Source organism: Streptomyces sp. NPDC096048, from assembly GCF_044763415.1.
Taxonomy (GTDB): Bacteria; Actinomycetota; Actinomycetes; order Streptomycetales; family Streptomycetaceae; genus Streptomyces.
The window spans coordinates 101221-119932 of record NZ_JBIWGG010000001.1 but is presented as its reverse complement, the minus strand read 5'-3'; the positions used below and the strand labels follow the sequence as shown (position 1 = coordinate 119932).

General features: G+C 69.5%; 15 protein-coding genes. 1 reads left to right on the top strand and 14 read right to left on the bottom strand.

Annotated elements, in window-relative coordinates:
* Positions 1 to 3 precede the first annotated feature (3 nt).
* Entirely contained in the window at positions 4 to 2019 is a 2016-nt protein-coding gene (gene recQ / locus ACIQ6R_RS00620) for a DNA helicase RecQ (protein ID WP_404217793.1), read from the bottom strand.
* Between the two features lie 240 nt (positions 2020 to 2259).
* Here recQ and ACIQ6R_RS00615 point away from each other — a divergent pair, with 240 nt between their 5' ends.
* Positions 2260 to 2859, top strand: coding sequence for a Uma2 family endonuclease (locus tag ACIQ6R_RS00615; RefSeq protein ID WP_404168769.1), 600 nt, complete (start codon positions 2260 to 2262; stop codon positions 2857 to 2859).
* Between the two features lie 77 nt (positions 2860 to 2936).
* On the opposite strand, the gene nuoN is transcribed toward ACIQ6R_RS00615, so the two are convergent.
* Genes nuoN through ACIQ6R_RS00550 form a run of 13 tightly spaced genes read right to left on the bottom strand, consistent with a single transcriptional unit; the run spans position 2937 to position 18709 of the window.
* Positions 2937 to 4595, bottom strand: coding sequence for an NADH-quinone oxidoreductase subunit NuoN (nuoN, locus tag ACIQ6R_RS00610; protein ID WP_404217791.1), 1659 nt, complete (start codon positions 4593 to 4595; stop codon positions 2937 to 2939).
* On the bottom strand, positions 4592 to 6163 hold the full coding sequence (locus tag ACIQ6R_RS00605; protein WP_404217789.1) for an NADH-quinone oxidoreductase subunit M: 1572 nt from the start codon (positions 6161 to 6163) through the stop codon (positions 4592 to 4594). The genes nuoN and ACIQ6R_RS00605 overlap by 4 nt, the downstream gene beginning before the upstream one ends.
* A gap of 5 nt (positions 6164 to 6168) precedes the next feature.
* Complete coding sequence (gene nuoL, locus ACIQ6R_RS00600) at positions 6169 to 8133, bottom strand: NADH-quinone oxidoreductase subunit L (RefSeq protein WP_404168760.1); 1965 nt, start codon at positions 8131 to 8133, stop codon at positions 6169 to 6171.
* Positions 8134 to 8147: 14 nt separating this feature from the next.
* On the bottom strand, positions 8148 to 8447 hold the full coding sequence (nuoK, locus tag ACIQ6R_RS00595; protein WP_003974374.1) for an NADH-quinone oxidoreductase subunit NuoK: 300 nt from the start codon (positions 8445 to 8447) through the stop codon (positions 8148 to 8150).
* Entirely contained in the window at positions 8444 to 9301 is an 858-nt protein-coding gene (locus ACIQ6R_RS00590; protein ID WP_404217787.1) for an NADH-quinone oxidoreductase subunit J, read from the bottom strand. Before ACIQ6R_RS00590 ends, nuoK begins: the two co-directional genes overlap by 4 nt.
* Complete coding sequence (gene nuoI / locus ACIQ6R_RS00585) at positions 9298 to 9939, bottom strand: NADH-quinone oxidoreductase subunit NuoI (RefSeq protein ID WP_404217785.1); 642 nt, start codon at positions 9937 to 9939, stop codon at positions 9298 to 9300. Before nuoI ends, ACIQ6R_RS00590 begins: the two co-directional genes overlap by 4 nt.
* On the bottom strand, positions 9932 to 11308 hold the full coding sequence (gene nuoH / locus ACIQ6R_RS00580) for an NADH-quinone oxidoreductase subunit NuoH (protein ID WP_404217782.1): 1377 nt from the start codon (positions 11306 to 11308) through the stop codon (positions 9932 to 9934). Before nuoH ends, nuoI begins: the two co-directional genes overlap by 8 nt.
* Positions 11305 to 13809, bottom strand: a complete 2505-nt coding sequence (locus ACIQ6R_RS00575; protein ID WP_404217779.1) for an NADH-quinone oxidoreductase subunit G — start codon at positions 13807 to 13809, stop codon at positions 11305 to 11307. Before ACIQ6R_RS00575 ends, nuoH begins: the two co-directional genes overlap by 4 nt.
* The gene (nuoF, locus tag ACIQ6R_RS00570; protein WP_404217776.1) at positions 13806 to 15155 is read right to left on the bottom strand and encodes an NADH-quinone oxidoreductase subunit NuoF; all 1350 of its coding nucleotides are present in this window, start codon (positions 15153 to 15155) and stop codon (positions 13806 to 13808) included. The genes ACIQ6R_RS00575 and nuoF overlap by 4 nt, the downstream gene beginning before the upstream one ends.
* Entirely contained in the window at positions 15152 to 16075 is a 924-nt protein-coding gene (nuoE, locus tag ACIQ6R_RS00565; protein ID WP_404168742.1) for an NADH-quinone oxidoreductase subunit NuoE, read from the bottom strand. Before nuoE ends, nuoF begins: the two co-directional genes overlap by 4 nt.
* Positions 16072 to 17406, bottom strand: coding sequence for an NADH-quinone oxidoreductase subunit D (locus ACIQ6R_RS00560; protein ID WP_404217774.1), 1335 nt, complete (start codon positions 17404 to 17406; stop codon positions 16072 to 16074). The genes nuoE and ACIQ6R_RS00560 overlap by 4 nt, the downstream gene beginning before the upstream one ends.
* Positions 17403 to 18158, bottom strand: a complete 756-nt coding sequence (locus ACIQ6R_RS00555) for an NADH-quinone oxidoreductase subunit C (RefSeq protein ID WP_404217772.1) — start codon at positions 18156 to 18158, stop codon at positions 17403 to 17405. Before ACIQ6R_RS00555 ends, ACIQ6R_RS00560 begins: the two co-directional genes overlap by 4 nt.
* On the bottom strand, positions 18155 to 18709 hold the full coding sequence (locus tag ACIQ6R_RS00550; protein WP_018528252.1) for an NADH-quinone oxidoreductase subunit B family protein: 555 nt from the start codon (positions 18707 to 18709) through the stop codon (positions 18155 to 18157). The genes ACIQ6R_RS00555 and ACIQ6R_RS00550 overlap by 4 nt, the downstream gene beginning before the upstream one ends.
* Positions 18710 to 18712: the final 3 nt, after the last annotated feature.

Here is an 18712-nt window from a genome sequence, read left to right as displayed (position 1 = left end):
CGCCTATATCCAGTCGTCGGGCTCGGGCTCCGGCTCGCTCTCGGGCCAGTCGTCCGCGCCGGAACCGGAACCCGCGCCCGATCCGGCCGACGGGCCGCCCGGCACGGGCGCCGTGGCCGCGGCCGGCCCGTTCAGCCCCGCCAGCACCGCGAGCACACCCTCCCCGTACGTGGCCAGCTTCTTCTCGCCGACCCCGCTGATGCCTCCGAGCTGCCCGATCGAGGTGGGCCAGGCGGTGGCGATCTCCCGGAGCGTGGCGTCGTGGAAGATGACGTATGCCGGAACGCCCTGCTCGCGGGCCTGTTCCGCGCGCCAGGCGCGCAGCGCCTCGAAGGCGGGGAGCAGTTCCTCGGGCAGTTCGGCCGCGGCGGCCTTGGGCTTGCGGTCTCCCCGTCCGCCGCCTGTCGACCGGGCCGTGGCCGGCTTCTTGGGCTCCTTGCGCAGCGGCACCTCCCGCTCCCGGCGCAGGACCGACCCGCTGGTCTCGGTCAGCACCAGCGTGCCGTACTCGCCCTCGACCGCGAGCAGTCCCTGGGCCAGCAGCTGCCGGGCGACGCCCCGCCACTCGCCCTCGGTCAGCTCCTCGCCGATGCCGAACACGGAGAGCTGGTCGTGGTCGAACTGGATCACCTTGGCGGTGCGCTTGCCCAGCAGGATGTCGATGATCTGCCCCGCGCCGAACTTCTGCCCGCGCTCCCGCTTCAGGCGCACCACCGTCGACAGCAGCTTCTGTGCCGGGACCGTGCCGTCCCAGGTCTCCGGGGGTGTGAGGCAGGTGTCGCAGTTGCCGCAGCCGGCCGGGTCCGGGTCCTGCCCGAAGTAGGCGAGGAGCTGGCCGCGGCGGCACTGGGCGGTCTCGCACAGGGCGAGCATCGCGTCCAGGTGGGACTGGGCCCGGCGGCGGAACGCCTCGTCGCCCTCGCCGGACTGGATCAGTTTGCGCTGCTGTATGACGTCGTTGAGGCCGTACGCCATCCAGGCGGTCGACGGCAGGCCGTCCCGCCCGGCGCGGCCGGTCTCCTGGTAGTAGCCCTCGACCGACTTGGGAAGGTCCAGGTGGGCGACGAAGCGCACGTCCGGCTTGTCGATGCCCATGCCGAAGGCGATGGTCGCCACCACGACCAGGCCCTCCTCCCGCAGGAACCGGGACTGGTGCGCGGCTCGGGTGCCCGCGTCCAGTCCCGCGTGGTACGGCACGGCCTCGATGCCGTTGCTCGACAGGAACTCGGCGGTCTTGTCGACGGAGTTGCGCGAGAGGCAGTACACGATGCCCGCGTCGCCGGGGTGCTCCTCGCGCAGGAAGCTCAGCAGCTGCTTCTTCGGGTCGGACTTCGGCACGACCCGGTACTGGATGTTGGGCCGGTCGAAGCTCGCCACGAAGTGCCGCGCCGCCGGCATGTTCAAACGCTCGGTGATCTCGCGGTGCGTCGCGTGGGTGGCCGTCGCCGTCAGTGCGAGCCGGGGTACGTCCGGCCAGCGCTCGCCGAGCAGGGACAGGGCGAGGTAGTCGGGCCGGAAGTCGTGGCCCCACTGCGAGACGCAGTGCGCCTCGTCGATCGCGAAGAGGGAGATCTTGCCCCGGGAGAGCAGGTCGAGGGTGCCCTCCAGCCGCAGCCGCTCGGGGGCCAGGTACAGCAGGTCCAGCTCGCCGGCGAGGAACTCGGCCTCCACGACGCGCCGCTCGTCGAAGTCCTGCGTGGAGTTCATGAACCCGGCCCGCACACCGAGCGCCCGCAGCGCGTCCACCTGGTCCTGCATCAGCGCGATCAGCGGCGAGACCACGATGCCCGTGCCGGGCCGGACCAGGGACGGGATCTGGTAGCACAGCGACTTGCCGCCACCGGTCGGCATCAGCACGACGGCGTCGCCGCCCGCCACCACGTGGTCGACGACCGCCTCCTGCTCGCCGCGGAAGGCCTCGTATCCGAAGACCCGGTGCAGCGTGGCCAGCGCCTCGCCGCCCACGCCGGTCGCCTGTGCTGTCTCTGCCATCTCGCCGATCACGCCCGTCCCGCCCATCGTCCCGTCCCCCGTACGTCCTGCCTCGTCCGTCTGGTCTGTCTGGTCCGCCCTGTCCCGACCACTGCCTCAACGATAGGGGTCCGCGCCGACAGCCCCGGAGTTATCCACAGGCACCCACGGTAGCCACCATCACCCGCGTCAAGGACACGACAGTCGTTCACACGTTCGCGGGAGACCCATCCGTTTCCGGCCGATAGTCTGATTGCACCCGCGAGACTCCGTCCCATGGGAGCACTGATGAGCGTCGCACCGAGGGCGTCCACATCCGACTGGCCGATCCCGCCGGAAGGCGGTTGGACAGCGGACGACCTGGACCGGCTTCCCAACCTGCCTCCGCACACGGAGCTGATCGACGGGAGCCTCGTCTTCGTGAGTCCGCAGACCCTCTTTCACTCACGCGCAGTGAGCTTCTTCGAATGGCGACTACAGTCCCTCGCCCCCGCGGAGTTCGAGGTCATCCGCGAGTTCACCATCGACATCGACCGGCAGAACCGGCCCGAGCCGGACGTGATCGTCGTGCGAGGCGATGTGGTGGACGACCCGGAGCAAACCCGCTACCCCGCCGAGGCCGTCACTCTGGCCGTCGAGGTCGTCTCCCCCGAATCGGTCTCCCGCGACCGCGAGACCAAGCCCCTGAAGTACTCCCGGGCCGGCATCACCCATTACTGGCGGGTCGAGAACGAGAAGGGACTCGCCGTCGTCCACGCCTTCGAACTGGAACCCACCACAGGCGCCTACACCAGTGTCGGCATCTTCCGCGAGCGCATGAAGGTGAGCGCGCCCTTCCCGATGGACCTGGACCTGACGGCCATCAAACCGCGCCGCGGCGGCGAGTAGCCCAGCGCACGGAGCTGTGGTCCGGCACCTCCTCGAAAGAGGTGCCGGACCACAGCCGCGAAGACGCGAGCGCCGCGTCAGCGCACGAACACCCCCGCCTGTCCCGCCAGGTCCAGGAAGTACTGCGGCGCCACACCGAGCACCACCGTGACCGCCACTCCGACGCCGATCGCCGTCATCGTCAGCGGTGACGGCACCGCGACGGTCGGGCCCTCCGGCCTCGGCTCGCTGAAGAACATCAGCACGATCACGCGGATGTAGAAGAACGCCGCGATCGCCGACGAGATCACACCGATCACGACCAGTGGGGCCGCGCCGCCCTCCGCCGCCGCCTTGAACACGGCGAACTTCCCCGAGAAGCCGGAGGTGAGCGGGATGCCCGCGAAGGCCAGCAGGAACACCGCGAACACGGCCGCCACCAGTGGCGACCTGCGCCCGAGCCCGGCCCACTTCGCCAGGTGCGTCGCCTCACCGCCCGCGTCGCGCACCAGCGTCACCACCGCGAAGGCGCCGATCGTGACGAAGGAGTACGCGGCCAGGTAGAAGAGGACGGACGAGATGCCGTCCGGCGTGGTCGCGATGACACCGGCGAGGATGAAGCCTGCGTGCGCGATCGACGAGTACGCCAGCAACCGCTTGATGTCGGTCTGAGTGATCGCGACGATCGCGCCGGCCAGCATGGTGACGATCGCCACGGCCCACATCACCGGCCGCCAGTCCCAGCGCAGGCCGGGCAGGACGACGTAGAGGATGCGGAGCAGGGCACCGAAGGCCGCGACCTTGGTGGCCGCCGCCATGAAGCCGGTCACCGGCGTCGGCGCGCCCTGGTACACGTCCGGCGTCCACATGTGGAACGGCACCGCGCCCACCTTGAACAGCAGACCCATGACGATCAGCGCGGCCCCGACCAGGAGCAGCGCGTCGTTGCCCATGGTGTCGGCGAGCGCCGGGGTGACGTTCTGGACGGTGCCGTCGACGACCTGCGCGATCGTGCCGTACGACATCGAGCCCGCGTAGCCGTAGAGCAGGGCGATGCCGAACAGGGTGAAGGCGGAGGCGAAGGCGCCGAGCAGGAAGTACTTGACCGCCGCCTCCTGCGACATCAGCCGCTTGCGGCGGGCCAGCGCGCACAGCAGGTACAGCGGGAGGGAGAAGACCTCCAGCGCCACGAAGAGCGTCAGCAGGTCGTTGGCCGCCGGGAAGACCAGCATGCCGGCGACGGCGAAGAGGAGGAGCGGGAACACCTCCGTGGTGGTGAAGCCGGCCTTGACCGCCTTCTGCTCGCTCTCGCTGCCCGGTACGGACGCGGCCTGCGCGGCGAAGGAGTCGACGCGGTTGCCGTGCGCCTCCGGGTCGAGCCGCCGCTCGGCGAAGGTGAACAGGCCGACCAGGCTCGCCAGCAGGATCGTGCCTTGCAGGAACAGGGCCGGTCCGTCGACGGCGATGGCGCCCATCGCCGCGATGCCCGCCTTCGTCGTGCCGTACCCGCCCGCCGCGAGCGCGACGACCGCGGCGAAGGCGGCGACGAGTGCGACGGCGGACACGAAGGTCTGTACGTAGTAGCGGGACCTGCGCGGCACGAAGGCCTCGATCAGGATTCCGATGATCGCCGCGCCGAGGACGATGAGGACGGGCGACAGCTGCCCGTACTCGATCTTCGGCGCGTCGATCTTCCCGATGGGGTCGGCCGCCGTGGCCGCCGTTGTCCACAGGCTGTGGACGGCTGTTGCGCTCACTTGGCCGCCTCCACCTCAGGCTGGGGGTCCTTCATGTGTACGTCGGACATGGTCTGCTCCACCGCGGGGTTGACGATGTCCGTGAGGGGCTTCGGGAAGACGCCCAGGAAGATCAGCAGCGCCACCAGCGGCGCCACGACCACCAGCTCGCGCACCCGCAGGTCGGGCATCGCGGACACCTCCGGCTTCACCGGGCCCGTCATCGTCCGCTGGTAGAGGACCAGGGTGTAGAGCGCGGCGAGAACGATGCCGAAGGTGGCGATGATGCCGATCACCGGATAGCGCGTGAACGTGCCGACCAGCACCAGGAACTCGCTGATGAACGGTGCCAGGCCGGGCAGCGACAGGGTCGCCAGGCCGCCGATCAGGAAGGTGCCGGCGAGCACCGGGGCGACCTTCTGCACTCCGCCGTAGTCGGCGATGAGCCGCGAACCGCGCCGCGAGATCAGGAAACCGGCGATCAGCATCAGTACGGCGGTCGAGATCCCGTGGTTGACCATGTAGAGCGTCGCGCCGGACTGGCCCTGGCTGGTCATCGCGAAGATGCCCATGATGATGAAGCCGAAGTGCGAGATCGACGCGTAGGCGATCAGCCGCTTGATGTCGCGCTGGCCGACCGCGAGCAGCGCCCCGTAGATGATGCTGATGACCGCCAGGACGAGGACGACCGGCGTCGCCCACTTGCTCGCCTCCGGGAAGAGCTGGAGGCAGAAGCGCAGCATCGCGAAGGTGCCGACCTTGTCGACGACCGCGGTGATGAGCACGGCGACCGGAGCGGTGGACTCCTGCATGGCGTTGGGCAGCCAGGTGTGCAGCGGCCACAGCGGCGCCTTCACCGCGAAGGCGAAGAAGAAGCCGAGGAACAGCCAGCGCTCCGTGCTGGTCGACATGGTCAGCTCGCCGCTCGCCCGGGCCTCGGCGATCTCGGTGAGCGAGAAGTTCCCGGCGGCCACGTAGAGCCCGATCACCGCGGCCAGCATGATCAGGCCGCCGGCCAGGTTGTAGAGGAGGAACTTCACGGCGGCGTACGACCGCTGTGTCGCCGCGGTCTTCTCGCCGTGCTCGTGGGCCCGGTCCCCGAAGCCGCCGATGAGGAAGTACATCGGGATGAGCATGGCTTCGAAGAAGATGTAGAAGAGGAAGACGTCGGTGGCCTCGAAGGAGATGATCACCATCGCCTCGACCAGCAGGATCAGGGCGAAGAAGCCCTGCGTCGGCCGCCACCTGGTGCTGCCGGTCTCCAGCGGGTCGGCGTCGTGCCAGCCCGCCAGGATGATGAACGGGATCAGCAGGGCGGTCAGCGCGATCAGCGCCACCGCGATGCCGTCCACGCCCAGCTCGTACCGGACGCCGAAGTCCGCGATCCAGGAGTGGGACTCGGTGAGCTGGTAGCGGTCGCCGCCGGGGTCGAATCGGACCAGGACCGCGATCGCCAGCGCGAGCGTGGCCAGCGAGACCAGCAGCGCCAGCCACTTGGCCACGGTGCGTTTCGCGGCCGGCACGGCTGCCGTGGCGATCGCCCCGGCGGCCGGAAGGACCGCCGTGACTGTCAGCAGGGGAAAGGACATCGGTATCAGACCGCCCTCATCAGCAGGGTCGCGGCGACGAGGACCGCCGCACCGCCGAACATCGAGACCGCGTAACTGCGCGCGAACCCGTTCTGCAGCTTGCGCATCCGCCCGGACAGGCCGCCGACCGAGGCCGCCGTGCCGTTGACGACCCCGTCGACCAGGGTGTGGTCGACGTAGACCAGGGAGCGCGTGAGGTGCTCCCCGCCGCGGACCAGGACGACGTGGTTGAAGTCGTCCTGGAGCAGGTCGCGCCGGGCGGCCCGGGTGAGCAGCGACCCGCGCGGGGCGACGGCCGGGACGGGACGACGGCCGTACTGCGCCCAGGCAGCCGCCACGCCGATCACCATCACGGCGACCGTGGAGATCGTGACCGTCAGGGCGCTGATCGGCGCGTGCCCGTGGTCGTGCCCGGTGATGGGCTCCAGCCAGTGCACGAAGCGGTCACCGATGCTGAAGAACGCGCCGCCGAACACCGAGCCGACGGCCAGCACGATCATCGGGATCGTCATGGCCTTCGGCGACTCGTGCGGGTGCGGAGGCGTGTACTCGCCGCGCGTCTCGGCAGCGGGCTCCACGTCGGGCTTCGCGGGCGACGGCGTCGGGGCGTTCCGCCAGCGCTCCTCGCCGAAGAACGTCATCAGCATCACGCGCGTCATGTAGTACGCCGTGATGGCCGCGCCCAGCAGAGCACAGGCGCCGAGGATCCAGCCCTCGGTGCCGCCCTTGGCGAACGCCGACTCGATGATCTTGTCCTTGGAGAAGAAGCCGGACAGACCCGGGAAGCCGATGATGGCGAGATACCCGAGGCCGAAGGTGATGAACGTGACCGGCATGTACTTGCGCAGTCCGCCGTAGCGGCGCATGTCGACCTCGTCGTTCATGCCGTGCATGACCGAGCCGGCACCGAGGAACAGCCCGGCCTTGAAGAAGCCGTGCGTCACCAGGTGCATGATCGCGAAGACGTAGCCGATCGGGCCGAGGCCGGCCGCCAGCACCATGTAGCCGATCTGCGACATCGTCGAACCGGCCAGCGCCTTCTTGATGTCGTCCTTGGCGCAACCGACGATCGCACCGAACAGCAGCGTGACCGCGCCGACGATGGTGACCACCAGCTGCGCGTCGGGCGCGCCGTTGAAGATAGCGCCGGAGCGGACGATCAGGTACACGCCCGCCGTCACCATGGTCGCGGCGTGGATGAGGGCGGAGACCGGAGTCGGACCCTCCATCGCGTCCCCGAGCCAGGACTGCAGCGGCACCTGGGCGGACTTGCCGCAGGCGGCCAGGAGCAGCATCAGGGCGATCGCGGTGAGCTTGCCCTCGTCCGCCGAGCCCGCGAGTCCGGCCTCCCCGTGGCCGCCGAGCACCGGCCCGAAGGCGAAGGTGCCGAACCACAGGAACATCAGCATGATCGCGATGGACAGGCCCATGTCTCCGACGCGGTTGACCAGGAAGGCCTTCTTCGCGGCGGTGGCGGCGCTGGGCTTGTGCTGCCAGAAGCCGATCAGCAGGTAGGAGGCGAGACCGACGCCTTCCCAGCCGACGTACAGCAGCAGGTAGTTGTCGGCGAGGACGAGCAGCAGCATCGCCGCGAGGAACAGGTTCAGATAACCGAAGAAGCGGCGGCGGCGCTCGTCGTGCTCCATGTACGCGACCGAGTACAGATGGATGAGCGAGCCGACGCCGGTGATCAGCAGGACGAACGTCATCGACAACTGGTCGAGCCGGAAGGCGACGTCGGCCTGGAATCCCTCCACGGGGATCCAGCTGAACAGGTGCTGCGTCAGGGTGCGGTCCTCGGCGCCCATGCCGAGCATGTCGGTGAAGAGGACGACGCCGATCACGAAGGACGCGGCGGCCAGCAGCGTGCCGATCCAATGGCCTACGGCGTCCAGCCGGCGTCCGCCGCACAGCAGGACCGCCGCTCCGAGCAGGGGCGCCGCCACCAGCAGCGCAATCAGATTCTCCACGATTCAGCGACCCCTCACAGCTTCATCAGGCTGGCGTCGTCGACCGAGGCCGAGTGGCGGGAACGGAACAGGGACACGATGATCGCGAGCCCGACCACGACCTCCGCGGCGGCGACGACCATCGTGAAGAAGGCGATGATCTGGCCGTCGAGGTTGCCGTGCATCCGGGAGAAGGCGACGAACGCGAGGTTGCAGGCGTTGAGCATCAGCTCGATGCACATGAAGACCACGATCGCGTTGCGCCTGATCAGCACGCCGGTGGCGCCGATCGTGAACAACAGGGCCGCGAGGTAGAGGTAGTTGACGGGGTTCACTTCGACGCCTCCTCGGACCGCTGGGAGCTGCCCGGCTCGACCGCCTTGCGTTCGAGACGCTCCTCGGCCCGCTGCTCCAGCGCCTTCAGATCATTGAGGGCCCCCATCGACACGTCGCGGATCTGGCCCCGCTCGCGCAGCGTCTTGCTGACGGTGAGCTCGGAGGGGGTCCCGTCGGGGAGCAGGCCCGCGATGTCGACCGCGTTGTGCCGGGCGTACACGCCGGGCGCCGGGAGCGGCGGCAGCTGCTTGCCCTCGCGGACGCGCCGCTCGGCCAGTTCGCGCTGGGTCGCCGCCCGCTCGGTGCGCTCCCGGTGGGTGAGCACCATGGCGCCGACGGCGGCCGTGATTAGCAGGGCGCCGGTGATCTCGAAGGCGAAGACGTACTTGGTGAAGATGAGGGACGCGATGCCCTCCACGTTGCCGTTCGCGTTCGCCTGGGCCAGGCCGGTGAACTCCGTGACGGAGGCGTTTCCGATGCCGGCGATCAGCAGGATGCCGAAGCCGAGCCCGGACAGCAGGGCCAGCCAGCGCTGGCCCTTGATGGTCTCCTTCAGGGAGTCCGCCGCGGTGACACCTACGAGCATCACCACGAAGAGGAAGAGCATCATGATCGCGCCGGTGTAGACGATGATCTGCACAACACCGAGGAAGTAGGCACCGTTGGCGAGGTAGAACACCGCCAAGATGATCATGGTCCCGGCGAGGCAGAGCGCGCTGTGCACGGCCTTCTTCATGAAGACGGTGCACAGGGCGCCGATCACCGCGACCGTGCCGAGGATCCAGAACTGGACGGCCTCTCCGGTGGAGGTGCCGGCGGCGAGAGTCGCCGCGGCGGCCAGCTGCTCGGTCATCGGCGGATCACCTCCTCCGACGCGGGTTCGGTCCCGCCGAAGGTCGAGTCGCCCTCCTGGACGACCTCCCCCTCGGAGTGGGCGACCTGCTGGACCGTGCCGGGCGCCGCCTCGGTCACCAGGCCCCGGTAGTAGTCCTGCTCGTCCGTCCCCGGATAGATGGCGTGGGGCGAGTCGACCATGCCCTCCTCCAGGCCGGCGAGCAGCTGCTCCTTGGTGAAGATGAGGCTGGCGCGGCTGGAGTCGGCCAGCTCGAACTCGTTGGTCATCGTCAGCGCGCGCGTGGGGCACGCCTCGATGCACAGGCCGCACAGGATGCAGCGGGCGTAATTGATCTGGTAGACGCGGCCGTACCGCTCGCCCGGCGAGTAGCGCTCCTCGTCGGTGTTGTCCGCGCCCTCCACGTAGATGGCGTCGGCGGGACACGCCCAGGCGCACAGCTCGCAGCCGACGCACTTCTCCAGGCCGTCCGGATGGCGGTTGAGCTGGTGCCGTCCGTGGAAGCGCGGAGCGGTGGTCTTCTGCTGCTCCGGATACTGCTCGGTCAGCCGCTTCTTGAACATGGCCTTGAAGGTCACGCCGAAGCCGGCCACGGGGTTCAGGAAACCGGGGTTGGTCTCCTTGGGTTCCTCAGCCATCGGACGCCTCCTTTCCATCCGTCGATCCGCCCAGAGATTCGTCACTCTGAGTATCGGGCCCACCACTGACAATCAGCTCCCGTTCCCGGCGCGGACGGCGTCGCGGCACCGGCGGCAACTCCTGTCCGGGCATCGGTGGCACGGGGAACCCGCCGGCCATCGGGTCGAAGCCGACCGGCTCCTCGGCCGGGGCCTCGGCCTGCTTGCCCTTGTCGCGGTACATGTCCGCGACGAAGGACAACAGCAGCAGGACCAGGACGCCGCCGCCGATGTAGAGGGCGATGTCGGCGAAGTCGTAGTTCTCGTTCCGCAGCGCCCGCACGGTCGCGACCAGCATCAGCCAGACCAGCGAGACCGGGATGAGGACCTTCCAGCCGAGCTTCATCAGCTGGTCGTAGCGGACCCGGGGCAGCGTGCCGCGCAGCCAGATGAAGAAGAACAGGAGCAACTGGACCTTGAGCACAAACCAGAGCAGCGGCCACCAGCCGTGGTTGGCTCCCTCCCAGAAGGTGCTGATCGGCCAGGGAGCCCGCCAGCCGCCGAGGAAGAGCGTGATGGCGACCGCCGAGACCGTCACCATGTTCACGTACTCGGCGAGCATGAACATCGCGAACTTGATCGACGAGTACTCGGTGTTGAAGCCGCCCACGAGGTCGCCCTCGGACTCGGGCATGTCGAAGGGGGCGCGGTTGGTCTCGCCGACCATGGTGACGATGTAGATGACGAAGGAGACCGGCAGCAGCACGATGTACCAGCGGTCGTTCTGCTGGGCGACGATCTCCGAGGTCGACATCGACCCCGAGTAGAGGAAGACCGAGGCGAACGCGGCGCCCATCGCGATCTCGTAGGAGATCATCTGCGCGCAGGACCGCAGCCCGCCGAGCAGCGGGTAGGTCGAGCCGGAGCTCCAGCCCGCCAGCACCATGCCGTAGATGCCGATCGAGGCGACCGCGAGGATGTACAGCAACGCGATCGGCAGGTCGGTGAGCTGCATGGTGGTGCGCTGGCCGAGGATCGAGACCTCGTTGCCGGCCGGCCCGAAGGGGATCACCGCGATCGCCATGAAAGCCGGGATGGCCGCGACGATCGGCGCGAGGACGTACACCACCTTGTCGGCCCGCTTGACGATGACGTCTTCCTTGAGCATCAGCTTGATGCCGTCGGCGAGGGACTGGAGCATGCCCCAGGGGCCGTGCCGGTTGGGGCCGACGCGAAGCTGCATCCAGGCGACGACCTTGCGCTCCCACACGATGGAGAACAGCACCGTCACCATCAGGAAGGCGAAGCAGAAGACCGCCTTGACGACCACCAGCCACCAGGGGTCGGTGCCGAACATCGAGAGGTCTTCAGCGGCGAGGTACGGGCTCATGCCTCCACCTCCTTGGGGGCTGCGCCCGCGAGCGTCGCCGGGCCGATGCGGACGAGGGTTCCGGGCAGCACCCCTGCGTCGGAGGCGACGCCGGTGCCGGCCGAGTTCAGCGGGAGCCAGACCACCCGGTCGGGCATCTCGGTGATCCGCAGCGGGAGTTCGACGACGCCGGCGGGGCCGGTCACGGCCAGGAGATCGCCGTCCTTGACGCCCGCCTCGGCGGCCGTGGCGGCCGACAAGCGCGCGCGGGCGGCATGCCGGGTGCCGGCGAGCGCCTCGTCGCCCTGCTGGAGGAGTCCCTGGTCGAGCAGCAGCCGGTGCCCGGCCAGCACGGCCTCTCCGGCGGCCGGCCGCGGCAGCGCGCTCGCGGTCCCCAGCGGGTCGCCGGCCCGCGGCCCGTCCCAGGCGCCGAGCCGGTCGATCTCCGCGCGCGTGGTGCGCAGATCCGGCAGGCCGAGGTGTACGTCCATGGCGTCGGCCAGCATCTGGAGTACCCGGGCGTCGGCGGGCGCGAGACGGCGGGTCATCTGGTCGGGCTTGAGCGCGGCCTCGAAGAGACGCACCCTGCCCTCCCAGTTCAGGAAGGTCCCGGCCTTCTCGGCGACCGCGGCGACGGGCAGGACGACGTCGGCGAGTTCGGTGATCTCGCTGGGCCGCAGCTCCAGCGACACCACGAAACCGGCCTCGGCGAGTGCCGCACGCGCGCGTGCCGGATCGGGCAGGTCGGCGACCTCGACGCCCGCCACCAGCAGTGCCTGGAGCTCGCCCCGGGCCGCGGCCTCGACGATCTCGCCGGTGTCGCGGCCGTAGCGGTGCGGAAGGTCGGACAGGCCCCAGACCGCGGCGACCTCCTCACGCGCGCGCGGGTCGGTCGCCGGGCGCCCGCCCGGCAGCAGCGACGGCAGCGCACCCGCCTCGATCGCGCCGCGCTCCCCCGCCCGGCGCGGGATCCACACCAGCCGGGCGCCGGTCGCGGAGGCGGTCCGTACGGCCGAGGTGAGGCCACCGGCCACGGACGCCAGGCGCTCGCCGACGATGATCACGGCGCCCTCGGCGCGCAGCGCCTCGGCGGCCTGGGCACCACCGGTCTCCAGGCCGACGCCGCTCGCGAGCGCGTCCAGCCACTCGGTCTCGGTGCCGGGAGCGGCGGGCAGCAGCGTGCCACCGGCCTTCTCCAGGCCTCGGGTGGCGTGCGTGGCCAGCGCGAAGACCTTCTGCCCGTGCTTGCGCCAGGCCTTGCGCAGCCGCAGGAAGACGCCGGGCGCCTCCTCCTCGGCCTCGAACCCGACCAGCAGGACGGCGGGCGCCTTCTCCAGCGCGGTGTAGGTGACTCCCGTGCCGTCGAGGTCCCGGCCGCGTCCTGCGATCCGGGCGGCCAGGAAGTCGGCCTCCTCGGTGCTGTGCACGCGCGCGCGGAAGTCGATGTCGTTGGTGTCCAGCGCCACGCGTGCGAACTTGCTGTACGCGTAGGCGTCCTCCACGGTGAGCCGCCCGCCGGTCAGGACACCGGTCCGGCCCTTCGAGGCGAGCAGCCCCTGCGCGGCGATCTGCAGGGCTTCCGGCCAGGAGGCCGGCTCCAGCTCGCCCTCGGCGTTGCGCACCAGGGGCGTCGTCAGCCGGTCCCGCTGCTGCGCGTACCGGAAGGCGAAGCGCCCCTTGTCGCAGATCCACTCCTCGTTGACCTCGGGCTCGTCGGCCGCGAGCCGCCGCATGACCTTGCCGCGCCGGTGGTCGGTGCGGGTCGCGCAGCCGCCGGAGCAGTGCTCGCAGACGGACGGCGAGGAGATCAGATCGAAGGGGCGGGAGCGGAACCGGTACGCCGCCGAGGTGAGCGCGCCGACCGGGCAGATCTGGATGGTGTTGCCGGAGAAGTACGACTCGAAGGGGTCGCCCTCGCCGGTACCGACCTGCTGGAGCGCGCCCCGTTCGATCAGCTCGATCATCGGGTCGCCCGCGACCTGGTTGGAGAACCGGGTGCACCGGGCGCACAGCACGCACCGCTCGCGGTCGAGCAGCACCTGCGTGGAGATCGGCACGGGCTTCTCGTAGGTCCGCTTCTTTCCCTCGAAGCGGGAGTCGGACTGGCCGTGCGACATGGCCTGGTTCTGCAGCGGGCACTCGCCGCCCTTGTCGCAGACCGGGCAGTCCAGCGGGTGGTTGATGAGCAGCAGCTCCATTACACCGTGCTGGGCCTTCTCGGCGACGGGCGAGGTGAGGTGGGTCTTCACCACCATGCCGTCGGTGCAGGTGATGGTGCACGACGCCATGGGCTTGCGCTGGCCCTCGACCTCGACGATGCACTGGCGGCAGGCGCCGGCCGGGTCGAGGAGGGGGTGGTCGCAGAACCGGGGGATCTCGATGCCGAGCTGTTCGGCGGCCCGGATGACCAGGGTGCCCTTGGGCACGCTGATCTCGGCGCCGTCGATCGTCAGCGATACGAGATCCTCCGGCGGGACCGCCGCCTCTCCCCCTCCCGAGGGAGCATTGGTGGTCACGGTCATGCGTTCACCTCCGTGCGGTCGGCCCAGGCCGTCGACTTGGCCGGGTCGAAGGGGCAGCCGCGGCCCGTGATGTGCTGCTCGTACTCCTCGCGGAAGTACTTCAGCGAGGAGAAGATCGGCGAGGCGGCACCGTCGCCGAGGGCACAGAAGGACTTGCCGTTGATGTTGTCGGCGATGTCGTTCAGCTTGTCGAGGTCGCTCATCGAGCCCTTGCCGGCCTCGATGTCGCGCAGCAACTGGACGAGCCAGTACGTGCCTTCGCGGCACGGTGTGCACTTGCCGCAGGACTCGTGCGCGTAGAACTCGGTCCAGCGGGTGACGGCCCGCACGACGCAGGTCGTCTCGTCGAAGCACTGGAGTGCCTTCGTGCCGAGCATGGAACCCGCGGCGCCCACTCCTTCGTAGTCAAGAGGGACGTCGAGGTGCTCGTCGGTGAACATCGGCGTCGAGGAGCCGCCCGGTGTCCAGAACTTCAGCCGGTGACCGGGGCGCATGCCGCCGCTCATGTCGAGGAGCTGGCGCAGCGTGATGCCGAGCGGTGCCTCGTACTGGCCGGGGCCCGCGACGTGGCCGCTGAGGGAGTAGAGCGTGAAGCCCGGGGACTTCTCGCTGCCCATCGACCTGAACCAGTCCTTGCCCTTGTTCAGGATCGCGGGAACCGACGCGATCGACTCGACGTTATTCACCACAGTCGGGCAGGCGTAGAGGCCGGCCACCGCAGGGAAGGGGGGACGGAGCCGCGGTTGACCCCGGCGGCCTTCGAGCGAGTCGAGCAGCGCGGTCTCCTCACCGCAGATGTACGCGCCCGCGCCCGCGTGCACGGTGAGTGTGAGGTCGAGTCCGCTGCCCAGGATGTTCTCGCCGAGGAAGCCGGCCGCGTAGGCCTCGCGCACGGCCTCGTGCAACCGCCGCAGCACTGGGACGACTTCACCACGCAGATAGATGAAGGCATGCGACGACCTGATGGCATAACACGCGATGACGATGCCCTCGATGAGGCTGTGCGGGTTCGCGAAGAGGAGCGGGATGTCCTTGCAGGTCCCCGGCTCCGACTCGTCGGCGTTGACAACTAGATAGTGAGGCTTGCCGTCCCCCTGGGGAATGAACTGCCACTTCATCCCCGTCGGGAACCCCGCGCCGCCCCGTCCGCGCAGACCGGAGTCCTTGACGTACGCGATCAGGTCGTCCGGCGACATCGCCAGCGCCTTGCGGAGCCCCTCGTACCCCTCGTGCCTCCGGTAGACGTCCAGAGTCCAGGACTCCTCCTCGTCCCAGAAGGCCGACAGCACGGGTGCGAGCAGCTTCTCCGGGCTGGTGCCCTTGATCTCGGCTGCCACGGTCATCACTCCCCCTCCTCGGCGGTAGGCCCTGCCGAGTCAGCAGGGCGGGGCGAAGCCCCTCCATCACGGGTGGTGGTGGGCGACGGGTGGGCAGGGTCGGAGGCCGAGGTGTCCTGCGGCGCGTCGTGCGAGCTCAGGTGTTCCGTCGGGGACGGGTCGTGCACGGCCCGGTCCTGCTGCGCCTCGTGCGGTCCGCCGTCCCGCGGGTGCACCACGCGCGCGGCGGACGCCTCGCCCTTGGCCAGCTTCAGGCCGGCCAGGGAGGCGGGGCCCGCGCTGCCGCCGGCCGCGACGGCGCCGTCCCGCTCGTCGGGGAAGCCGGCCAGGATCCGGGCGGTCTCCTTGAAGGTGCAGAGGGGCGCACCGCGCGTGGGCGTCACCGGCCGCCCCGCGCGCAGGTCGTCGACGAGGCGACGGGCACTCGCGGGGGTCTGGTCGTCGAAGAACTCCCAGTTGACCATCACGACCGGTGCGAAATCGCAGGCCGCGTTGCACTCGATGTGCTCCAGGGTGACCTTGCCGTCCTCGGTGGTCTCGCCGTTCCCGACGCCGAGGTGCTCCTGGAGGGACTCGAAGATCGCGTCCCCGCCCATGACCGCGCACAGCGTGTTGGTGCAGACGCCGACCTGGTAGTCGCCGCTCGGCCTGCGCCGGTACATGCTGTAGAAGGTGGCGACCGCGGTGACCTCGGCCGTGGTGAGGTCCAGCATGTCCGCGCAGAACCGCATGCCGGTACGCGTGACGTGTCCCTCCTGCGACTGCACGAGGTGCAGCAGCGGCAGGAGGGCGGATCGGGAGTCCGGGTAGCGGGCGATGACCTCGCGCGCGTCGGTCTCCAGCCGGGCCCGGACGTCGTCCGGGTAGGCGGGCGCGGGCAGTTCCGGCATGCCCAGGCTGACGCCCCGCTCCGAAGAAGAGGTGGTCACCGGTCGACGCCTCCCATCACGGGGTCGAGGGACGCCACGGCGACGATGACGTCGGCGACCTGGCCGCCCTCGCACATCGCCGCCATGGCCTGAAGGTTGGTGAAGGACGGGTCGCGGTAGTGGACCCGGAAGGGGCGGGTGCCACCGTCGGAGACGACGTGCACCCCGAGCTCGCCCTTGGGCGATTCCACCGCCGCGTAGGTCTGGCCCGGCGGCACGCGGAAGCCCTCGGTGACCAGCTTGAAGTGGTGGATCAGGGCCTCCATGGAGGTGCCCATGATCTTCTTGATGTGGTCGAGGGAGTTGCCCAGTCCGTCCGGTCCCAGGGCGAGCTGGGCGGGCCAGGCGATCTTCTTGTCGGCGACCATGACCGGGCCGGGCTGGAGCCGGTCCAGGCACTGCTCGACGATCCGGAGCGACTGGCGCATCTCCTCCAGCCGGATCAGGAAGCGGCCGTAGGCGTCGCAGGTGTCGGCGGTCGGGACGTCGAAGTCGTACGTCTCGTAGCCGCAGTACGGCTGGGCCTTGCGCAGGTCGTGCGGCAGGCCGGTGGACCTGAGGACCGGGCCGGTGGCGCCGAGGGCCATGCAGCCGGCCAGGTCGAGGTAGCCGACGTCCTGCATGCGGGCCTTGAAGATGGGGTTCCCGGTGGCGAGCTTGTCGTACTCCGGGAGGTTCTTCTTCATCTTCTTCACGAACTCGCGGATGTGGTCCACCGCCCCGGGCGGCAGGTCCTGGGCGAGTCCGCCCGGCCGGATGAACGCGTGGTTCATGCGCAGGCCGGTGATCAGCTCGTAGATGTCGAGAACGAGTTCACGATCACGGAAGCCGTAGATCATGATCGTGGTGGCGCCGAGTTCCATGCCGCCGGTGGCGATGCACACCAGGTGCGAGGAGAGCCGGTTCAGCTCCATCAGCAGGACCCGGATGATCGAGGCCCGGTCCGGGATCTCGTCCTCGATGCCGAGCAGCTTCTCGACGCCCAGGCAGTACGCCGTCTCGTTGAAGAACGACGTCAGGTAGTCCATGCGCGTCACGAAGGTGGTGCCCTGCGTCCAGGTCCGGTACTCGAGGTTCTTCTCGATGCCGGTGTGCAGGTAGCCGATACCGCAACGGGCCTCGGTGACCGTCTCGCCGTCGATCTCCAGGATCAGGCGGAGCACGCCGTGCGTGGACGGGTGCTGCGGGCCCATGTTGACGACGATGCGCTCGTCGTCGGCGCGGGCCGCGGACTGGACGACCTCGTCCCAGTCACCACCGGTGACCGTGTAGACGGTGCCTTCGGTCGTCTCGCGCGCCGAAGCCGCGGACGCTGACTGTGTGCTGCTCACGAGTACGACCTCCGCTGGTCCGGAGCCGGGATCTGGGCGCCCTTGTACTCGACGGGGATGCCGCCGAGGGGGTAGTCCTTGCGCTGCGGGAAGCCCTGCCAGTCGTCCGGCATCATGATCCGCGTCAGGGCCGGGTGACCGTCGAAGACGATGCCGAAGAAGTCGTACGTCTCGCGCTCGTGCCAGTCGTTCGTCGGATAGACGGAGACCAGCGACGGGATGTGCGGGTCGCTGTCGGGTGCGCTGACTTCGAGGCGGATCAGCCGGTTGTGGGTGATCGAGCGCAGGTGGTAGACGGCGTGCAGCTCGCGGCCCTTGTCGTGCGGGTAGTGGACGCCGCTGACGCCGGTGCAGAGCTCGAAGCGCAGGGCCGGGTCGTCGCGCAGGGTGCGGGCGACACGGACCAGGTGCTCGCGCTCGATGTGGAAGGTCAGCTCGTCTCGGTCGACGACCGTCTTCTCGATGGCGTTGTCGGGCAGGAGCCCCTGCTCGTCGAGCGCGCCCTCGAGCTCGTCGGCGACCTCGTCGAACCAACCGCCGTAGGGCCTGCTCGCCGGCCCGGGGAGCCGGACGGAGCGGACCAGACCGCCGTAGCCGGAGGTGTCGCCGCCGTTGTTGGCGCCGAACATTCCGCGCTGGACGCGGATCTCCTCCCCGCCCTGACCGCGCTGGCCGGGGAGGTTCTCCGCGGACAGGTCCTTCTCGGGGTTGACGCCGTTCGCGTCACCTGCCGTGTTGTTCGCGTCGCTCACCGCAGCAGCCCCTTCATCTCGATGGTGGGCAGGGCCTTGAGCGCCGCTTCCTCCGCCTCGCGGGCCGCCTCCTCGGCGTTGACCCCGAGCTTGGAGCTCTGGATCTTCTGGTGGAGCTTGAGGATGGCGTCCATCAGCATCTCGGGCCGCGGCGGGCAGCCGGGGAGGTAGATGTCGACCGGGACGATGTGATCGACGCCCTGGACGATGGCGTAGTTGTTGAACATGCCGCCCGAGGAGGCGCAGACCCCCATGGAGATCACCCATTTCGGGTTCGGCATCTGGTCGTAGACCTGCCGCAGCACCGGCGCCATCTTCTGGCTGACCCGGCCCGCGACGATCATCAGGTCCGCCTGCCGCGGTGAACCGCGGAAGACCTCCATGCCGAAGCGCGCCAGGTCGTAGCGGCCGGCGCCGGTGGTCATCATCTCGATGGCACAGCAGGCGAGGCCGAACGTGGCGGGGAAGACGGACGACTTGCGTACCCAGCCCGCGGCCTGCTCGACGGTGGTCAGCAGGAAGCCGCTCGGCAGTTTTTCTTCGAGTCCCATGTC

Excerpts from the sequence above, each read along its gene's own strand:
- nuoI (WP_404217785.1), bottom strand. The coding sequence starts at position 9,939 with ATGGCTGAGGAACCCAAGGAGACCAACCCCGGTTTCCTGAACCCCGTG.
- nuoH (WP_404217782.1), bottom strand. The coding sequence starts at position 11,308 with ATGAGCCCGTACCTCGCCGCTGAAGACCTCTCGATGTTCGGCACCGAC.
- ACIQ6R_RS00575 (WP_404217779.1), bottom strand. The coding sequence starts at position 13,809 with ATGACCGTGACCACCAATGCTCCCTCGGGAGGGGGAGAGGCGGCGGTC.
- ACIQ6R_RS00590 (WP_404217787.1), bottom strand. The coding sequence starts at position 9,301 with ATGACCGAGCAGCTGGCCGCCGCGGCGACTCTCGCCGCCGGCACCTCC.
- ACIQ6R_RS00550 (WP_018528252.1), bottom strand. The coding sequence starts at position 18,709 with ATGGGACTCGAAGAAAAACTGCCGAGCGGCTTCCTGCTGACCACCGTC.
- ACIQ6R_RS00615 (WP_404168769.1), top strand. The coding sequence starts at position 2,260 with ATGAGCGTCGCACCGAGGGCGTCCACATCCGACTGGCCGATCCCGCCG.
- ACIQ6R_RS00605 (WP_404217789.1), bottom strand. The coding sequence starts at position 6,163 with ATGTCCTTTCCCCTGCTGACAGTCACGGCGGTCCTTCCGGCCGCCGGG.
- recQ (WP_404217793.1), bottom strand. The coding sequence starts at position 2,019 with ATGGGCGGGACGGGCGTGATCGGCGAGATGGCAGAGACAGCACAGGCG.